Consider the following 15,507-nt stretch of genomic DNA (forward strand, 5'->3'; position numbering starts at 1 on the left):
AGAGGGACTCGAACCCTCACATCCGTGGGACACTAACACCTGAAGCTAGCGCGTCTACCAATTCCGCCACCTTCGCATCACTGCGGAGGGGGATTCTATAGAGTTTTGGGGGAGCGTCAACAGCCAAAGGGGACTTTTTTCGCTGTTGACGCCCAAAGTGGCGCCAAGGGTACAAAACTTCAGCAATCAGCTGACGTTTGGCGTTCAGTAACGGCCCAATGCGCTCTGATACATCCGTTCATACTGGGTGACCGAGTCAGGCCAGTTGAAGCGGGTGTTCATGGCATTGCGTTGAACCTTGGCAAAACGCTCCTTGTCCTGCAGGAAATAGAGCAGGCTGCGGCGCATGGTATCGAGCAGGATGGCGGCAGTCGGATCGTTAAAGCAGAAGCCGGTGGCATGCTCGGGATCGGCATCCCAATCCACCACGGTATCTTTCAGACCCCCCACGGCGCGCACCAGTGGCAGGGTGCCATAGGCGAGACTGTACATCTGGTTGAGGCCGCAAGGCTCGAACAGCGAGGGCATCAGGAAGAAGTCGGCACCGGCTTCGACCAGATGGGCCAGCCGATCGTCATAGGTGTTGATGAAGGCGAGCTTGCCCGGATAATCCCGGGCCATGGTTTGCAGTTGCGTGGCGAGCGCAGGATCGCCAGAGCCGACGATCACCACTTGTACCTGATGGTGGAGGAATTTCTCCAGCGCAGGGAGCAGCAGGGGAACGCCCTTCTGCTCGGTCAGGCGGCAAACCATGCCGTAGATGGGCAAGTCTGCCACGGCCAGCCCCGCCTCCTGCTGCAGGCTCTCTTTGCAGATCTGTTTGCCAGCCATGTTGTCGATGCTGTAGGTCGCAGGCAGGAATTCGTCGAACTCAGGATCCCAGTCCTTGTAGTCGCAGCCGTTGAGGATGCCGCAGAGATCCGCCGCCCGTTGCTGGAAGATATGCGCCATGCCGTGGGCGCCGAGGTGAGTCAGCAGCTCCTGGGCATAGTTGGGGCTGACCGCATTGATCTTGTCGGCGTAGAGCACCCCGCATTTGAGCAGATTGACGTGGCCGTAGTCGTAGTTGATGCGGCGTTCGTAGTCGGCGATCTCGGGCATGGCCCAGAACTGCTCGCGGCCAAACACCCCCTGAAACGCCGCGTTGTGAATGCTGATCACGCTGCGGGTCTGCTGGAAGAAGGGGTTGTGGGCGTGACGGGTTTTCAGCAGCAGTGGCAGCAGGCCGGTGTGCCAGTCATTGCAGTGGGCGATATCCGGGGCAAAGCCGAGCTGCTCGCAGGCATGGAGGGCCGCGGCCGAGAAGAAGGCAAAGCGCTCTCCATTATCCGGATAGGCCTGATTGTTCTCGGCGTAGAGCTGGGGACGATCGAAATATTGCGGGCAGTCGAGCAGATAGACGCAGACGCCATCCAGCTCCATCTGGTAGATGCGATAACCGATATCCGGCAGCCCAGGGTGGGTTGGCAACCAGCGTGACGCCACCAGTCTGGCCTCATCCCGTCGCTTTATCGTCTTATAGAAGGGCAGCATGATCCTGACATCATGTCCCTTCTGGGCCAGGTACATCGGCAGGGCTCTGGCGACATCGGCCAGGCCCCCGGTCTTGACCAGCCCCTCAACCTCCGAGGCAACAAACAGGATTTTCAGTGGGTTAATAGCCAACTCTTGCTCCCTTAGGTACCACCACGATACCGCCTTCGGATACGGTAAATCGCTCTCTATCGTGGTCCAGATTTTCACCGATAACGGTGCCTGGCGCAATTTCAACGTTTTTATCAATGATGGCGCGCCGGATGGAGCACCCTTCGCCAATCTTCACATCCCCCAGCAACACGGATTCACTGATATGGCTGCACGCGCCGATATTGCAGCGGAAACCGAGGATGGAGCGCTGGATCTGGCTGCCCTGAATGAAGCAACCGGCGGAGATCAGGGAGTTGGCGATCTTCACCTTGCACTCGTCGCTGTCGATGAAGGTAGCAGGCGGCAGCGCCGGATAGTGGGTGTGCAGGGGCCACTTGCGGTTATAGAGGGAGAAGGGGGGATTGTCGGCCACCAGGTCCATGTGCGCTTGCCAATAAGAGTCGAGGGTGCCCACATCCCGCCAGTAGACGTGCGGTTTCTCGCCGGGGATGACGTTGGTGCTGTAGTCATAGACATAGACGGGGGCACGTGGGTAGAGGCTCGGGATCACATCCTTGCCAAAGTCGTGGCTGGAGTTCTCCTCGGCGGCATCCCGTTTTAACTCGCGGCAGAGCGCCTCGGTCTCGAATATGTAGTTGCCCATGGAGACAAGTGCCTGGGTGGGATCGCCGGGAATGTGCTTGGGCTGCTTCGGCTTTTCCTGAAAGCCGATCATCCGCCCTTCGGCATCCACCTCGATCACCCCGAAGGCGCTCGCTTCTTCGATGGGCATACGAAGTGCCGCGACCGTCATGGCGGCGTTCTTCTGCTTGTGGAAGGTGACCATCTGGCTCACATCCATCTTGTAGATGTGGTCGGAGCCGAAGATGCAGACGTGATCCGGTTCGGCTCGCTCGATAAAACCGAGGTTCTGGTAGATAGCATCGGCGGTGCCGTCATACCAGCGTTTGCCCATCCGCATCTGGGCCGGGATAGGGTCGATAAAGCGGTCGGTGATGCCGACGATATTCCAGCCCTTCTTCATGTGCAGGTAGAGGGACTGGGATTTGAATTGGGTCAGTACATAGATGCGCAGAAAGTCGGCGTTGACGAAGTTGTTGAGGACAAAGTCGATCAGCCGGTAGCTGCCACCAAAGGGGACGGAAGGCTTGCTGCGGGTGGTGGTCAGAGGCTGCAGGCGAGTACCTTCGCCACCAGCCAGGATCATGGTCAATATGCCTGCCATCGTATTTCTCTCCCTGAATGAACAACATGAAAAGGTTTTCAAAGCTCGGCATAAAAACACCCCTAAAGGGGTGGTTTTTGTCGTGCTCTTAGTACCTTACCAGATCCCGTATGGGGCTCTCTAGCTGTTTTCTTGTACTGCTTACACTTAATTACACTTTGCTCAGATAGACCTTGAATTTGGCATCACTGCTGATCACTTCAGTCCGTTTGAAGTGTGTCTCCAGTATAGGCTGGTAGCGCAAGAAGGCGTTGGCAACAATGGTCAGCGAACCATTTGGCAGCAAAAATTCCGGCGCCTTGGCCAAGAACTGTTCGGTTGCCGCATAGAAGGTTTTGAGACCCGCATGGAATGGCGGGTTGGAGACGATGTGCTGGAAACGGGTGGAGACATCCGAGTAGACATCGGAAGCGGTGACCTTGCCCTGCAGACCGTTGATCGCCAGGGTGCGGCGGCTCGATTCGAGTGCCAGTGCGCTGATATCCACCATGTTGACTTGCAGATCCGGATTGCGCTTGGCCAGCACGGACCCAATTACCCCGGCGCCGCAGCCGAAATCGAGCAGCTCGCCCTTCATCGGCGGCACCGCGGCCAGCAGCATCTGGGTGCCGAGATCCAGCTCGGCGGCGCTGAAGACGCCGGGCAGAGCCAGCACGGTCAGCTCGGTATCACCGGCCTTGCACTGATAGCGGCCAAACCAGCTATCCAGATCGAACGGGGCGACCGGTTTGCAGAGCTCACCATGATAGAGCGAGCAGCGGCGCGCCGAGTCACGTTTGATCGGCTTTTCGCCATAGGGGGCCAGCAGCTTGTCGGCGCCATTGATGCCGCCGCGGTTTTCTCCGGCGAGGAACAGGTCGGCACCCGCTTCCAGCAAGGGGGTCATCATGGCCAGCAGATATTGTGCCTCGGCCTTGGCCTTGGGCATCAGCAGCAACAGGGCATCGAAGCGGGGGGCGCCACCTAGCTGGTGGTCGAACAGGATAGCCTCGCCGAGGGCGGCCTGCTGGCTGCGGTAGTAGCAGTAATCGGTGGTAAAGACGGTCAGGGTCTGGGCCAGGCTCGCCAGCTGGCGGGGGTAGTCATCCTCCAGTGCGCCGCAGACAAGTAGCCGCTTGCCGACAAAGAGGGCTTGGTTTCGTTCCAGCATCTGGCTGACGGCACTGATTGGGCTGCTCATCGGGTCTCTCCACGCAATTTTGGGCGGCCATTATACATAGCCCCTTTCGCCTTGACATTTATGCCGTGTTCCCGAAATATGCCCAGACACCATTTTTTGACCAGAGATGACGAAATGCGGTTCAACGGGTTGAAACGAAAGCACAAAAAAAGCCTGAAATTCGGGCCTGCCGACGTTCGCGCGTAACCTCTCATCCCTGAGAAGCTTCAAACCCCGGTTGCGCACATCGTACCGGGGTTTTTTATTGCCATATGCGCGTCATTTAGGAGAAGGAGATCCCATGTTTCAAGGTTCAATCGTTGCGTTGATCACCCCGTTTCGACAGGGAAAGCTGGATGAAGAGGCGCTGCTGCGTCTGGTGGAGTGGCATATCGAGCAGGGTACTCACGGCATTGTGCCGGTCGGTACCACGGGTGAGAGCCCGACCCTGACCCACGATGAGCACTGCCGGGTGGTGGAGCTGGTGGTCAAACAGGTCGCTGGCCGTATTCCGGTGATTGCCGGAGCGGGCTCCAACAATCCGGTCGAAGCCATCGAGTACACCCTTCATGCCGAGCGGGTGGGCGCCGATGCCACTCTGCATGTGGCCGGTTACTACAACCGCCCCAATCAGGAGGGGCTCTACCACCACTTCAAGGCGGTCCACGATGCCACCGCCAAGCCGATCATCGTCTACAACATCCCGCCGCGCGCCATCGTCGACGTGCAACCGGCGACCCTGGCCCGTCTGGCGGAACTGCCGCGTATTGCCGGGGTGAAAGACGCCACCGGCGATCTTGCCCGCCCCTGGACCGAGCGCCAGCTGATCAAAAAGCCCTTCGCCTGGCTCTCCGGTGAGGATGCCACTGCGGTCGCCTACAACATCGGCGGCGGTCAGGGCTGTATCTCTGTGACCGCCAACGTGGCCCCTAAGCTGGTGGCCGAGGTTCAAAATTTGGCGCTGGCTGGCAAGTGGCAAGAAGCGCGTGAGCTGCAAGACAAGCTGATTCCGCTCCATCAGGCGATGTTTGCCGAGCCGAGCCCGGCTGGTGCCAAATATGCCGCTTCCCTGCTCGGTTTCTGCAGCGAGGAGTGCCGCCTGCCGGTGATGCCGCTGTCGGAAGCGACTCGCGAGCGCATTCGCAGCGCCATGCAGCAGCTCAACCTGCTGTAATGCAAAACGGGTGAGCCAAGGCTCACCCGTTTTGTTGTCGGCTTTTGTTTCTGGCCTTTGTATTTACGACATTGCCCTACTCAGGTTGCGTGATGCAGCCATGCGGTGATGGCCAGCTGCAACTCGACATATGCCGGATAGAGGAAGAGCTCGGCCAGCTTGGCAGGCCACTCGTCATGCTCGTCCGATTGGGCTTGCAGATGGGCTTGCAGGTTGGTCAGGGCGGGCAGCCAGGGCGCCGGTTGTGGCAGCGCGGCCACACTGCGGGCGACCAGATCGATCCCCTGGCATAGGGCCGCGAGTGCCTGCTGTTGAATGCCTTTATCCTGAGGATGCTCCAGCCAGAGCTGCTCGTGATGCTGCCAGTGACGCAGCCCCTCGCTTACCCCCGTTATGCCATCCATACCTTCATGTTCGACCAGCGCCTGCAGGGCCAGCGGTTTGCCAAGACCAGCCAGTCGATAGCCACGTTGTGCCTTGGATTGGGCGCCGAGGCGCAACCCGCCGAGCTTGGCGAGGCGTTGGGCCAGTGCAAACAGGGCTGTGGTGGCACCGGATTTGAGCTCCAGTTCCAGTTCGTTGATGGTGGTGCTGCCCTGACTGCCGACTATCTCTCCCTGATCCCAGGCCAGCTCAATCTCGGCGTTCTCGAAAGCGATCAGCCAGTGGCGACGCAGGAAGTCGGTGCGAAACTGGGCGACCAGCTGCTGCTGGATGTGGTCGCGCTCGGTCAGGGTCGGCCAAATCTCATCGGGAAAGGACGAGAGGGTCGGCAGATCGCCGCTGACGGGGGCGTTGTACTCGGGTCTGGCGTGCAGGCCGCCCACTACCTGGCCGCGGCATTTGATGGTCTGTTCGGCAAAGGCATCGCAGCGGCGGATCCGCAGTCCCATCTCCAGCTGGCGCAGAGCCAGGGTCGGCGTATCGAAATAGACGTTGCCGAGCTGCTGTTGTGATGATTCTTTAATCTCAAGAGAATTCAGCAGGTTGGATAACTCGGGTTGAATGTCGCGGGCGACAAAAAACTTTATCTCGATCTCAGTTTGCATAGTCATTCCGGGCTGGCAGGCAACTTTGGGGGGCAGGATTCGGGTCGCGGGGATATAATGCCCGCGAGACGACTAGATTAATTCGCGGTTTAATTGAGGGCGCAGTTCGGTTACCATGCGCGCCTCATAAAATCGTATCGAGTGTTTTTTCACCGACACAGGTTTGGCCATGCCAGTAAATACTATTTTGGGGCTTTTTGCCAAGTCCCCCATCAAGCCGCTGCAGAAGCATATCGTCAAGGTTCACCAGTGCTCTCAGCAGTTGGTTCCCTTCTTTGACGCCGTTGCCGAAGACCGTTGGGAAGATGCCGAGAAGATCCGGCAGCAGATCGCCCAACTGGAAAAAGAGGCAGATACCCTCAAGCGTGAAATCCGTCTGAAACTGCCTCGCGGCCTGTTCCTGCCGGTTGCACGTACCGACCTGCTGGAGCTGTTGACCCAGCAAGACAAGATTGCCAACCGTGCCAAGGATATCTCCGGCCGCATGCTTGGTCGTCGCATGGAGTTCCCCGCCGAAATGCGGACGGATTTCATGGCTTACCTCAAACGTTGTATTGATGCGACCGCTCAGGCCGAGAAAGCGATCGGGGAGCTCGACGAGCTGCTCGAGACCGGCTTCAAAGGACGGGAAGTGGAAATGGTTGCCGAGATGATCCACCAGCTGGATCTGATCGAGGACGATACAGACACCATGCAGATCGGACTGCGCCAACAGCTGCAAGCGGTTGAGCACAATTACAATCCGATCGATGTGATGTTCCTTTACAAGATCCTCGAATGGGTAGGTGACCTGGCAGATCAGGCCGAGCGCGTAGGCGCCCGTCTGGAACTGATGCTGGCTCGTTCGTAATCGACTGACTGGGTAAACACTACTAATGGACATTATCGCGAATTACGGCACCACTCTGGTGCTCGTGGCGGCCTTGTTCGGCTTTTTGATGGCTTGGGGCATTGGCGCGAATGACGTGGCCAACGCCATGGGAACATCGGTCGGCACCAAATCCCTGACCATCCGTCAGGCGATCATCATTGCCATGATCTTCGAATTTGCCGGTGCCTATCTGGCCGGTGGCGAAGTGACGGCCACCATCCGTAACGGCATCATCGACAGCAATGCGTTTGTCGATAGCCCGGACCTGCTGGTGCTCGGCATGATCGCCTCCCTGCTGGCGGCAGGCGCCTGGTTGATCCTCGCCTCCTACTTCGGCTGGCCTGTCTCGACCACTCACTCCATCATCGGCGCCATCGTCGGTTTTGCGGTGGTGAGCATTGGCCCGGAAGCGGTGCAGTGGAGCAAGTTTGGCGGCATCGTCGGCTCTTGGGTCATCACCCCGGCCATCTCAGGTGTCATTGCCTACTTCATGTTCATCAGCGTGCAGAAGCTTATCTTCAACACCGATGACCCCCTGAACAACGCCAAGCGCTATGTGCCGTTCTACATGTTCCTGACTGCGCTGGTGATCTGTCTGGTGACCATCAAGAAGGGGCTGACCCACGTCGGTCTGCACCTGAGCGATGGCGAGGGCATTCTGCTTTCCATCGCCATATCCATCGCAGTGGCGTTTGCCGGCTGGATCTACATTCGCGGTCAGAAGTACAACCCGCAGGATGACAGCAAGATGCACTTCGCCAACGTGGAGAAGGTGTTCGGCATCCTGATGGTGATCACCGCCTGTGCCATGGCCTTTGCCCACGGCTCCAACGATGTGGCCAACGCGATTGGCCCGCTCTCTGCGGTGGCCTCGATCGTGGCTTCCGGTGGCGAGATTTCCAGTCAGGCTGCCATTGCCTGGTGGATCCTGCCCCTCGGCGGTATCGGTATCGTGATCGGTCTGGCGACTATGGGCGAGAAGGTGATGGCGACGGTCGGTACCGGCATCACTCACCTGACCCCGAGCCGTGGCTTCGCAGCCCAGCTGGCGACTGCCGCGACCGTGGTGATTGCCTCCGGCACCGGTCTGCCCATCTCCACCACCCAGACCCTCGTCGGTGCAGTGATGGGTGTCGGTCTGGCGCGCGGCATTGCGGCGCTGAACCTGGGGGTACTGCGCAACATCGTGGTCTCCTGGATCATCACTCTGCCTGCCGGTGCCATCCTGGCTATCGCGATCTTCTACGTGCTGCAGGCCTGCTTCTCCTAATCGAAGCGGCATTCAGCAAAAAGCCCGAGTCATCGACTCGGGCTTTTTTTATTGTGCGCGGGAGCTGAGGTGCTGCTCCCGTTGCATATCAGCCTTAGAGGCTGGCGCAGATCTGCCACAGATCGTACTGGATAGCGGCGGCGGTCACTTCCCGGCCTGCGCCCGGCCCCTGGATCACCAGCGGGTTGGTACGGTAGCTGTCGCTCTCGATGGCGAAGATGTTGTCGCACGGCAAGAGGTTGGCAAACGGGTGGTGCGGCTCCAGCGCCTCCAGCCCGACCCGTGCTTTGCCGTCATGCTCGAAGCGGGCCACGTAGCGCAGCACCTTGCCGAGGCGCTTGGCTCCCTCGAAGGCGGTCTGGATCGGGCCATCCAGCTCTTTCAGTCTGTCCATGAACTGATCGGCGGTCACCTTGCGCAGCGTGACGGGCACCAGATTCTCCAGCTCGATATCGGCGGAGTCGAGCTCGAAGCCCGCCTCCCGCGCCAGAATAAGCAGCTTGCGCCGCACATCCTGACCGGAGAGATCTTCGCGGGGATCCGGCTCGGTCAGGCCGTGCTGCCACGCCTCGTCCACCAGCTCGGAAAAGGGGCGGGTGCCATCATACTGCTGGAACAGCCAGGAGAGGGTGCCGGAGAAGATGCCGGAGACCCCCTGAATGCGGTCGCCGCTCTGGCGCAGCATCTGGATGCTGGACTGGATTGGCAACCCGGCACCCACGGTGGCGTTGTAGCGCCACTGTACCTGATGGTCACGGCTGGTCTGTTTGATGCGCTGGTAGAACTCGCTGTCGGCGGCGCCAGCAAACTTGTTGGCGGCGATGATGTGAATGCCAAGCTGGGCAAAATCCGGATAGTAGCGGCTCACCGTTTCACTGGCGGTCATGTCCAGCGCAATCAGCGCATCGAAGCCGTGCTGTTCAAGCTGGGAGAGCAACTCCGGCCAGATCAGCGGTTTGGGATTGAAGTTGTCCTGTACCTTGAGGGGGTTGAGTCCCTCTTCATCCAGCAGGCCCCCTTCCGAGCTGAACACCCCGTAGAGAGTCAGTGCCAGATTGAGTTCATGTTCGAGCCGTGCCTTTTCGCGGGCATAGAGGCTCAGCCAGTGGCCGCCGATATTGCCCTTGCCGAACACCACCAGTCCGACCCGGGTCGGGCGGCTGAAGAGGGCACTGTGGAGGGCGATGAGCAGCGGCTCCAGCACTACCTGACGCAGCACGGCAACCAGACTCAGGCCATCTCGGGCCACCTGTACGAACTCCAGCGGTTGATCTGCCAGCAGCTGATAGAAGCGATGGCACTGTTCTGCGTTGTCGGTGACACCGGCGCCGACCAGCGCTACCAGACTGTACCCCTCTTTCTGAATGAGGCCGGTGAAGCTCCCTTGCAGCTGGAAATCGCGCAGCAGCTCGAAGGCGCCTTGTGCCACCTCGAGGGTGTAGGCGAGGCGCAGGATCCGGCGATCCGGCTGGCGCTGCAGGGTGAGCGGGTTGAGACGGTGACGAGCCAGATGGGCCTCGATGGTGGCCACCGTCTGCTCGTAGTTGGTTTGTGGCAGCACCTTCAGCTCGATGAGGGCGATCTGATCCACCGAGGAGACGATGCGGGCGCCGCCGGAGCGGGGGGCGCGGCGCAGGATATGGGTGCAGCCCTCGTCCGGGTTGTAGCTGCAGCGCAGGGTGAGGCGTTGGCGGCTGTCGGCCACAGGTTGCAGGGTGCGCGAATGCAGCACCGAGGAGCCAAGACGGGCCAGCTCGTTGGCTTCGGCGAGGCTGAGGCGCTCCAGCAGACGCGCTTCTTTCACCCGACGCGGGTCGGCGCTGTAGACCCCGGCCACGTCGCTCCAGATGGTGGTGGATTCGCCGTCCGCCAGCAGCGCCAACAGGCTGGCGCTGTAGTCGGATCCATTGCGGCCGAGCAGCAGGGAGCGCCCCTCCATGTCGGCGGCGATAAAGCCGGTCACCACGATGCGACCGGCATGCTCCGCCAGTCGCGCCTTGAGCAGTTCGCTGGAGAGCGCAGTATCTACCTTGACCAGAGCGCCATCCTCGGCGCGCAGGAAGCTGCGGGCATCGAGCCAGATAGCCTTGTCGCCTCGGCTGGTGAGCAGGGCCGCCAGCAGGCGCGCCGACCACACTTCGCCAAAAGCGAGCAGGCCGTTGCGGGCGAAGCGATCAAACTGTCCCTCCAACGTTTTGGCTATCAGTTGCATGTCGTCGGCCAGCTGCTTGCTCAGATCGAGCTGCAGTTCACCCTCCAGCAGGCCGTCGATCAGGCTCTGCTGATAGGCCTGCAGGGCCGAGATGGCTTCACCGGCGGCTTCGTCCCCCGCTTCGGCCAGCTCCACCAGCTGGATCAGCCGGTTGGTGGTCTTGCCGGCGGCGGAGACCACGATCAGTTCATCCCCGCCCACCTGTTGTTCAACGATGCTGGCGACCCGGCGATAACAGACCGGATCCGCCAGACTGCTGCCACCAAATTTGTGGACGTGACGTCGCTTCAATCCTGCTTCTGCTGCCACCGCGATCTCTCCTTGTTGCTGCTGTTCCATTACTTCGCTACCTGTTCTGCCTGCTGCGCCTGTTCAAAAGCCTGAGCCAGGTCGGCCACCAGGTCTTCACCGTGTTCAATACCGACCGACAACCGCAGTAGCTGGCTGCTGATGCCTGCTGCCTGCTGCGCCGCCGGGGTCATGGCCCTGTGGGTCATGCTGGCCGGATGGGCCACCAGACTCTCCACCCCACCGAGGGACTCGGCCACCGAGAAGAGGGTGAGGGCCGCGAGAAAGGCGCGAATGCCTGTCTCGCTGCAATCGAGTTCAAAACTTAGCATGGCGCCAAAGCCGGACTGTTGACGGCGCGCAATATCGTGGCCCGGATGGCTCGGCAGGCTGGGGTGATAGATGCGTTTCACCAGCGGCTGCTGTTGCAGGAAGGTGAGGATGCGATCGGTGTTCTCCTGATGGGTGCGCAATCTGGGGGCCAGAGTGCGCAGGCCGCGCAGGGTGAGGTAGGAGTCGAACGCCCCGGAGGTGAGCCCCAGACAGTTGGCCCACCACACCAGCGACTCGGCCAGTGCTGCCTCCTTGGCAATCGCCACTCCGCCCACCACGTCTGAGTGACCGTTGATGTACTTGGTGGTGGAGTGCACCACCACGTCAGCTCCAAGTACGAGCGGCTGTTGCAGCAGAGGGGAGAGGAAGGTGTTGTCCACCACCACCTGCGCACCCACCTCGTGGGCGGCGCTGGCAATGGCGCGGATATCTACCACTCGCAGCAACGGGTTGGAGGGGGTCTCGACCCATACCAGTGCAGGCTTTTGCGCCAGCGCGGCGGCCAGAGCGGCCTCGTCTCCCTGATCGACAAATTGCACCCGGTAGTGGCCCTTGGCAGCCAGATACTCGAACAGGCGCCAGGTGCCGCCGTAGCAGTCGTGGGGGGCGATCAGCAGACCCCCCGCCTTGAGCAGTGCTGTGGTGACCAGATGGACGGCCCCCATGCCGGTGCCGGTAACCACGGCGCCTGCGCCCCCTTCCAACGCCGCCAGCGCGTCCGCCAGATTGGTGCGGGTCGGATTGCCGGAGCGGGCATAATCGTATTGACGGGGCTCGCCAAAGTCGGCAAAGGTGTAGTTGCTGGAGAGGTAGATGGGGGGCACCACGGCACCGTGCTGTGTGTCTGTCTCAATCCCGGTGCGAACCGCCAGGGTGGCCTTGTGGGTCATATCACTCTCCTTGATGTCTCTTCACACGCCGGCATCTTGCTGCCACGCGCCATCCCGCCATTGCGGGCTCATGGACAACCACACTACGCCAGCTTAAAAAAGCCGTCAACACTTCCAGACGTCTAAATGGCTTTGCTGTTGGATTGCCATTAATTTCCTTAAGGGTTAAAATCCGCGCTCACGGCTAAATGAGAACAGGTGAGTCATGGGAACAGAGTGGAACGGCGACTACGTCAGCCCCTACGCGGAACACGGTAAGAAGAGCGAACAGGTCAAGAAGATTACCGTCTCGATCCCGCTCAAGGTGTTGAAAGTGTTGACCGATGAGCGCACCCGCCGTCAGGTGAACAACCTGCGTCATGCGACCAACAGCGAGCTGCTCTGTGAAGCCTTCCTGCACGCTTTCACCGGCCAGCCGCTCCCTTGCGACGAAGACTTGCGCAAGGATCAACCGGACAGTATCCCGGCCGAAGCGCGCGCCATCATGGAAGCGCTGGGCAAAGAGATCGAAGATTTCGACAAGGAATAATCCCCAATGACGCGGCCCTGGCCGCGTCATTGCTATCTGCCATGTCTCGCTTCAGCCTGCGCCACTATCACCACCACGTCTGCAGCCATAGCCACGACTTTGCCCAGCTGGTGATCCCCCTCGATGGCCCCCTCGAGATCGAGGTGCAGGGCCATGGGCGCCGGCTTGCCCCCGGTTCTGCCTGCGTCATCGCCCCCGGCGAGCGGCACGACTACGCCGCCGATCCTGCGCTTTCGTTTTTGGTGCAGGAGAGCGACTGGCTGCCCGGCGATCTGGCAGCTCACCCCTTTATCGAGCTGGATGAACCCCAGCGCCACTACCTCGCGTTTCTGCACCGCATGGTGGCCGAAGGGCGGCAGGTGGCGGGCATGGAGCAGGTGTGGCTCTCCCTGCTGGCTGAAGGGCAGGGGATGCAGAGCGCTGTCATCCCACGCCTTGCCGCCCGCATCCTCAAGGTGCAACGCCATATCGATGCCAACCTCGCCGCCCCGCTGACCAATCAGCAACTCGCCGCCATCGCCTGTCTTGGCCAGAGCCAGTTCAAGCTCGCTTTTCGCCAGCAGTTGGGGGTGAGCGTCTCCCACTACATTCGCAGTCGGCGCATGGCGCGGGCGCGCACCCTGCTTGCCGGTACGCAACTGCCCGTTGGCGAGATTGCCAGCCGCTGCGGTTACCAGAATCAGGGGGCCTTCGGCGAGCGCTTCCTGGCCGAGACCGGGCTTACTCCGTCCCTCTGGCGCCAGCAAAACAGCCACCTGCCGCAACGAAACGGCTGATCGCCGAAGACAGGTTTCTCTCTTTGGGCCATGCTGCGGGTCATGCAAGGTGCACGATAAACAGGAGCAGAAATGGAGACGATTAGCCGGCAGGATTTCGAGATGGTGGAGCTCCGGGTGGGCACCCTGGTGCGGGTCGAGCCGTTCCCCGAGGCACGTAAACCGGCCTACAAGGTGTGGGCGGATTTTGGCCCTGAACTGGGGATTCGCAAGAGCAGTGCCCAGATCACCGCTCTCTACCAGCCAGAGCAGCTGGTGGGCCGCCAGATCATCGCCGTAGTCAACTTCCCGACCAAACAGATAGGGCCGTTTCAGTCTGAATTTCTGCTGACCGGTTTCTACCGGCCGGATGGCGCCGTAGTGATGGCTATCCCCGAGCAGGCGGTGGAGAACGGTGCCAAGCTGGGCTGAGTTCACTCCCGAACAGAGACAAGAGAGGCGACCCAAGGTCGCCTCTTTTTTTGTTATCTGCTGCGAGTCGTTACTTCAACAGGCTGAAGATCAGCGCCGATACCGCCAGCGAGCCGGTCAGCAGGATAAAGCCGTTGGTCCAGCCGTGACGGAAGCGGGCCAGCGCCTCCACCTTGTAGATGGCAATCACCGGCATGATAAACAGGATCATGGCGATGACCGGGCCGGAGAGGGTTTCCATCAGCCCCAGAATGCCCGGGTTGATGACGGCGGCCCCCCAGATAGAGAAGAACATCAGGGCGATACCGACTTTGTCCGCCTTGGCCAGCGGCAGGCCGGTAGGCTTGGCGATCAGGCTTTTCAGGCTTTCACGGGCACCGAGGAAGTGACCGAGGAAGGAGGAGCTGATGGCGATAAAGGCGATGAGCGGTCCCAGAGTCACGATCACCGGGTTATCGGTGATGTTGGCGAGATAGGAGAGCACAGAGACGTTCTGGGCCTTGGCTTCAGCCAGCTGGGCTGGCGAGAGGCTCAGCACGCAGGAGAAGACGAAGAACAGCACGAAGCCCACCAGCATTACTGTGGTGTTGCGCAGGATCAGGCCGCTCTTGGCTTCCGCCTGCTCGCCATATTCACGGCGCTGCACGTTGGCAAAACCGGAGATGGCAGCGGCGTGGCTGAAGGCGAACACGGTGACCGGCAGCGCCAGCCAGACAGTGTTGAGGAAGCTGACCCCTTCAAACGCGGTCACTTCCGGCCATTGCCACTGAGGGATCAGGTAGCAGGAGAGGGCCGCCAGAATGGCCGCCAGCGGATAGACCATAAAGGCGAAGGCGCGCAGCATCGCTTTCTCACCCGCCAGCATCACGGCGATCATGGCGAATACCAGCACGCCGGAGAGCATCACCCGATCCGGGGTCGCCATGCCGAGCTGGTTGACCATAAAGCTCTCCACCGTGTTGGTCAGTCCGACCCCGTAGATGAGCAGGATCGGGAAGATGGAGAGGAAATAGAGCGCAGAGATGAGGCGACCGGCCATCTTGCCGAAGTGCTCCTCCGCCACTTCGGTGAAGTCGGCGTGGGGGCGTGAAGAAGAGAGCACGAAGCGCGCCAGCCCGCGGTGGGCGAGGAAGGTCATGGGGCCTGCCAGTACTGCGACGATGACGAGGGGCCAGATGCCGCCCAGACCCAGATTGATGGGCAGGAACAGGATACCGGCGCCAACGGCGGTGCCAAACAGGCTGATAACCCAGTGGGTGTCGTGACGGCGCCAGCGGGTGATGCTGGCAGTGGTGGAGCAGGAACCGGATAGCTCCTTGGTAGCCTCTACAGATAAACTCATTGCTAATTCACTTTTTGTTAGTGTTTTAATCTGAGTTCATTGTGGTTTATCGGGATTTAATTCTCAAAAAGCGAGACTGAAACATATCACTGCCATTGCGGGGTTTAGCCAGCGAGATTGGGAATGGAATCTGGTTCACAGAATGGAACAAAACTGATATTGGTGATTTTTGTGAAATATAAAACCAAAATTTGATCTACTATCATTTTTTTATTTTGGCTAATCAGGCGTTTTTAGAATTACGTGAAAAATCGTACCATTTCTCGCCGACCGATTGTGATGTTTCACTATCATTTTGCCGCTTTGCCAGCGCATCACGCTGTTCAAGAGC

13 protein-coding genes are annotated in these 15,507 nt (G+C 60.1%); 6 read left to right on the forward strand and 7 right to left on the reverse strand.

The features are described from left to right. Nucleotides 1-204: 204 nt before the first annotated feature. From glgA to rsmC, 3 genes are all read right to left on the reverse strand, one after another. A complete protein-coding gene (gene glgA, locus G5367_RS11035; RefSeq protein ID WP_421245196.1) occupies nt 205-1,665 on the reverse strand; it encodes a glycogen synthase GlgA in 1,461 nt (486 codons plus the stop codon). Further along, the gene (gene glgC, locus G5367_RS11040; RefSeq protein WP_058056511.1) at nt 1,655-2,872 is read right to left on the reverse strand and encodes a glucose-1-phosphate adenylyltransferase; all 1,218 of its coding nucleotides are present in this window, start codon (nt 2,870-2,872) and stop codon (nt 1,655-1,657) included. Before glgC ends, glgA begins: the two co-directional genes overlap by 11 nt. Before the next feature lie 151 nt (nt 2,873-3,023). Further along, complete coding sequence (rsmC, locus tag G5367_RS11045; RefSeq protein WP_421245195.1) at nt 3,024-4,052, reverse strand: 16S rRNA (guanine(1207)-N(2))-methyltransferase RsmC; 1,029 nt, start codon at nt 4,050-4,052, stop codon at nt 3,024-3,026. A gap of 280 nt (nt 4,053-4,332) precedes the next feature. Here rsmC and dapA point away from each other — a divergent pair, with 280 nt between their 5' ends. After that, nucleotides 4,333-5,205, forward strand: coding sequence for a 4-hydroxy-tetrahydrodipicolinate synthase (gene dapA, locus G5367_RS11050; RefSeq protein ID WP_100654624.1), 873 nt, complete (start codon nt 4,333-4,335; stop codon nt 5,203-5,205). A gap of 80 nt (nt 5,206-5,285) precedes the next feature. Here the strand turns inward: dapA and G5367_RS11055 are convergent, their stop codons facing one another. Continuing rightward, nucleotides 5,286-6,254: a CYTH domain-containing protein gene (locus G5367_RS11055; protein ID WP_317114141.1), complete on the reverse strand. Its 969-nt coding sequence runs from the start codon at nt 6,252-6,254 to the stop codon at nt 5,286-5,288. A gap of 169 nt (nt 6,255-6,423) precedes the next feature. Between G5367_RS11055 and G5367_RS11060 the strand changes: the two genes are divergently transcribed. Next, nucleotides 6,424-7,104: a TIGR00153 family protein gene (locus G5367_RS11060; protein ID WP_005340244.1), complete on the forward strand. Its 681-nt coding sequence runs from the start codon at nt 6,424-6,426 to the stop codon at nt 7,102-7,104. A gap of 25 nt (nt 7,105-7,129) precedes the next feature. Next, nucleotides 7,130-8,395: an inorganic phosphate transporter gene (locus G5367_RS11065; protein ID WP_005343043.1), complete on the forward strand. Its 1,266-nt coding sequence runs from the start codon at nt 7,130-7,132 to the stop codon at nt 8,393-8,395. A 94-nt stretch (nt 8,396-8,489) separates the two neighbouring features. Here the strand turns inward: G5367_RS11065 and G5367_RS11070 are convergent, their stop codons facing one another. Beyond that, nucleotides 8,490-10,946, reverse strand: a complete 2,457-nt coding sequence (locus G5367_RS11070) for a bifunctional aspartate kinase/homoserine dehydrogenase II (protein WP_421245194.1) — start codon at nt 10,944-10,946, stop codon at nt 8,490-8,492. Then, complete coding sequence (metB, locus tag G5367_RS11075) at nt 10,946-12,118, reverse strand: cystathionine gamma-synthase (protein WP_421294320.1); 1,173 nt, start codon at nt 12,116-12,118, stop codon at nt 10,946-10,948. The genes G5367_RS11070 and metB overlap by 1 nt, the downstream gene beginning before the upstream one ends. Nucleotides 12,119-12,323: 205 nt before the next feature. Between metB and metJ the strand changes: the two genes are divergently transcribed. From metJ to G5367_RS11090, 3 genes are all read left to right on the forward strand, one after another. Then, entirely contained in the window at nt 12,324-12,647 is a 324-nt protein-coding gene (metJ, locus tag G5367_RS11080) for a met regulon transcriptional regulator MetJ (protein ID WP_076494518.1), read from the forward strand. A gap of 41 nt (nt 12,648-12,688) precedes the next feature. After that, nucleotides 12,689-13,423, forward strand: a complete 735-nt coding sequence (locus G5367_RS11085; RefSeq protein ID WP_421244434.1) for a helix-turn-helix domain-containing protein — start codon at nt 12,689-12,691, stop codon at nt 13,421-13,423. 72 nt (nt 13,424-13,495) lie between these two features. Further along, on the forward strand, nt 13,496-13,834 hold the full coding sequence (locus tag G5367_RS11090) for a tRNA-binding protein (protein ID WP_421244433.1): 339 nt from the start codon (nt 13,496-13,498) through the stop codon (nt 13,832-13,834). Between the two features lie 70 nt (nt 13,835-13,904). Here the strand turns inward: G5367_RS11090 and G5367_RS11095 are convergent, their stop codons facing one another. Beyond that, the gene (locus G5367_RS11095; RefSeq protein WP_139408588.1) at nt 13,905-15,176 is read right to left on the reverse strand and encodes an aromatic amino acid transport family protein; all 1,272 of its coding nucleotides are present in this window, start codon (nt 15,174-15,176) and stop codon (nt 13,905-13,907) included. Between the last annotated feature and the right edge of the window lie 331 nt (nt 15,177-15,507).

The sequence above is a fragment of the Aeromonas sp. 604282 genome, assembly GCF_049170575.1.
Taxonomy (GTDB): Bacteria; Pseudomonadota; Gammaproteobacteria; order Enterobacterales; family Aeromonadaceae; genus Aeromonas; species Aeromonas veronii_A.

What these genes read in the sequence shown, in the direction of transcription:
- glgC (WP_058056511.1), bottom strand. Translation starts at nt 2,872, where the DNA reads ATGGCAGGCATATTGACCATGATCCTGGCTGGTGGCGAAGGTACTCGC.
- rsmC (WP_421245195.1), bottom strand. Translation starts at nt 4,052, where the DNA reads ATGAGCAGCCCAATCAGTGCCGTCAGCCAGATGCTGGAACGAAACCAA.
- dapA (WP_100654624.1), top strand. Translation starts at nt 4,333, where the DNA reads ATGTTTCAAGGTTCAATCGTTGCGTTGATCACCCCGTTTCGACAGGGA.
- G5367_RS11055 (WP_317114141.1), bottom strand. Translation starts at nt 6,254, where the DNA reads ATGCAAACTGAGATCGAGATAAAGTTTTTTGTCGCCCGCGACATTCAA.
- G5367_RS11060 (WP_005340244.1), top strand. Translation starts at nt 6,424, where the DNA reads ATGCCAGTAAATACTATTTTGGGGCTTTTTGCCAAGTCCCCCATCAAG.
- G5367_RS11065 (WP_005343043.1), top strand. Translation starts at nt 7,130, where the DNA reads ATGGACATTATCGCGAATTACGGCACCACTCTGGTGCTCGTGGCGGCC.
- G5367_RS11070 (WP_421245194.1), bottom strand. Translation starts at nt 10,946, where the DNA reads ATGGAACAGCAGCAACAAGGAGAGATCGCGGTGGCAGCAGAAGCAGGA.
- metB (WP_421294320.1), bottom strand. Translation starts at nt 12,118, where the DNA reads ATGACCCACAAGGCCACCCTGGCGGTTCGCACCGGGATTGAGACAGAC.
- metJ (WP_076494518.1), top strand. Translation starts at nt 12,324, where the DNA reads ATGGGAACAGAGTGGAACGGCGACTACGTCAGCCCCTACGCGGAACAC.
- G5367_RS11085 (WP_421244434.1), top strand. Translation starts at nt 12,689, where the DNA reads ATGTCTCGCTTCAGCCTGCGCCACTATCACCACCACGTCTGCAGCCAT.
- G5367_RS11090 (WP_421244433.1), top strand. Translation starts at nt 13,496, where the DNA reads ATGGAGACGATTAGCCGGCAGGATTTCGAGATGGTGGAGCTCCGGGTG.
- G5367_RS11095 (WP_139408588.1), bottom strand. Translation starts at nt 15,176, where the DNA reads ATGAGTTTATCTGTAGAGGCTACCAAGGAGCTATCCGGTTCCTGCTCC.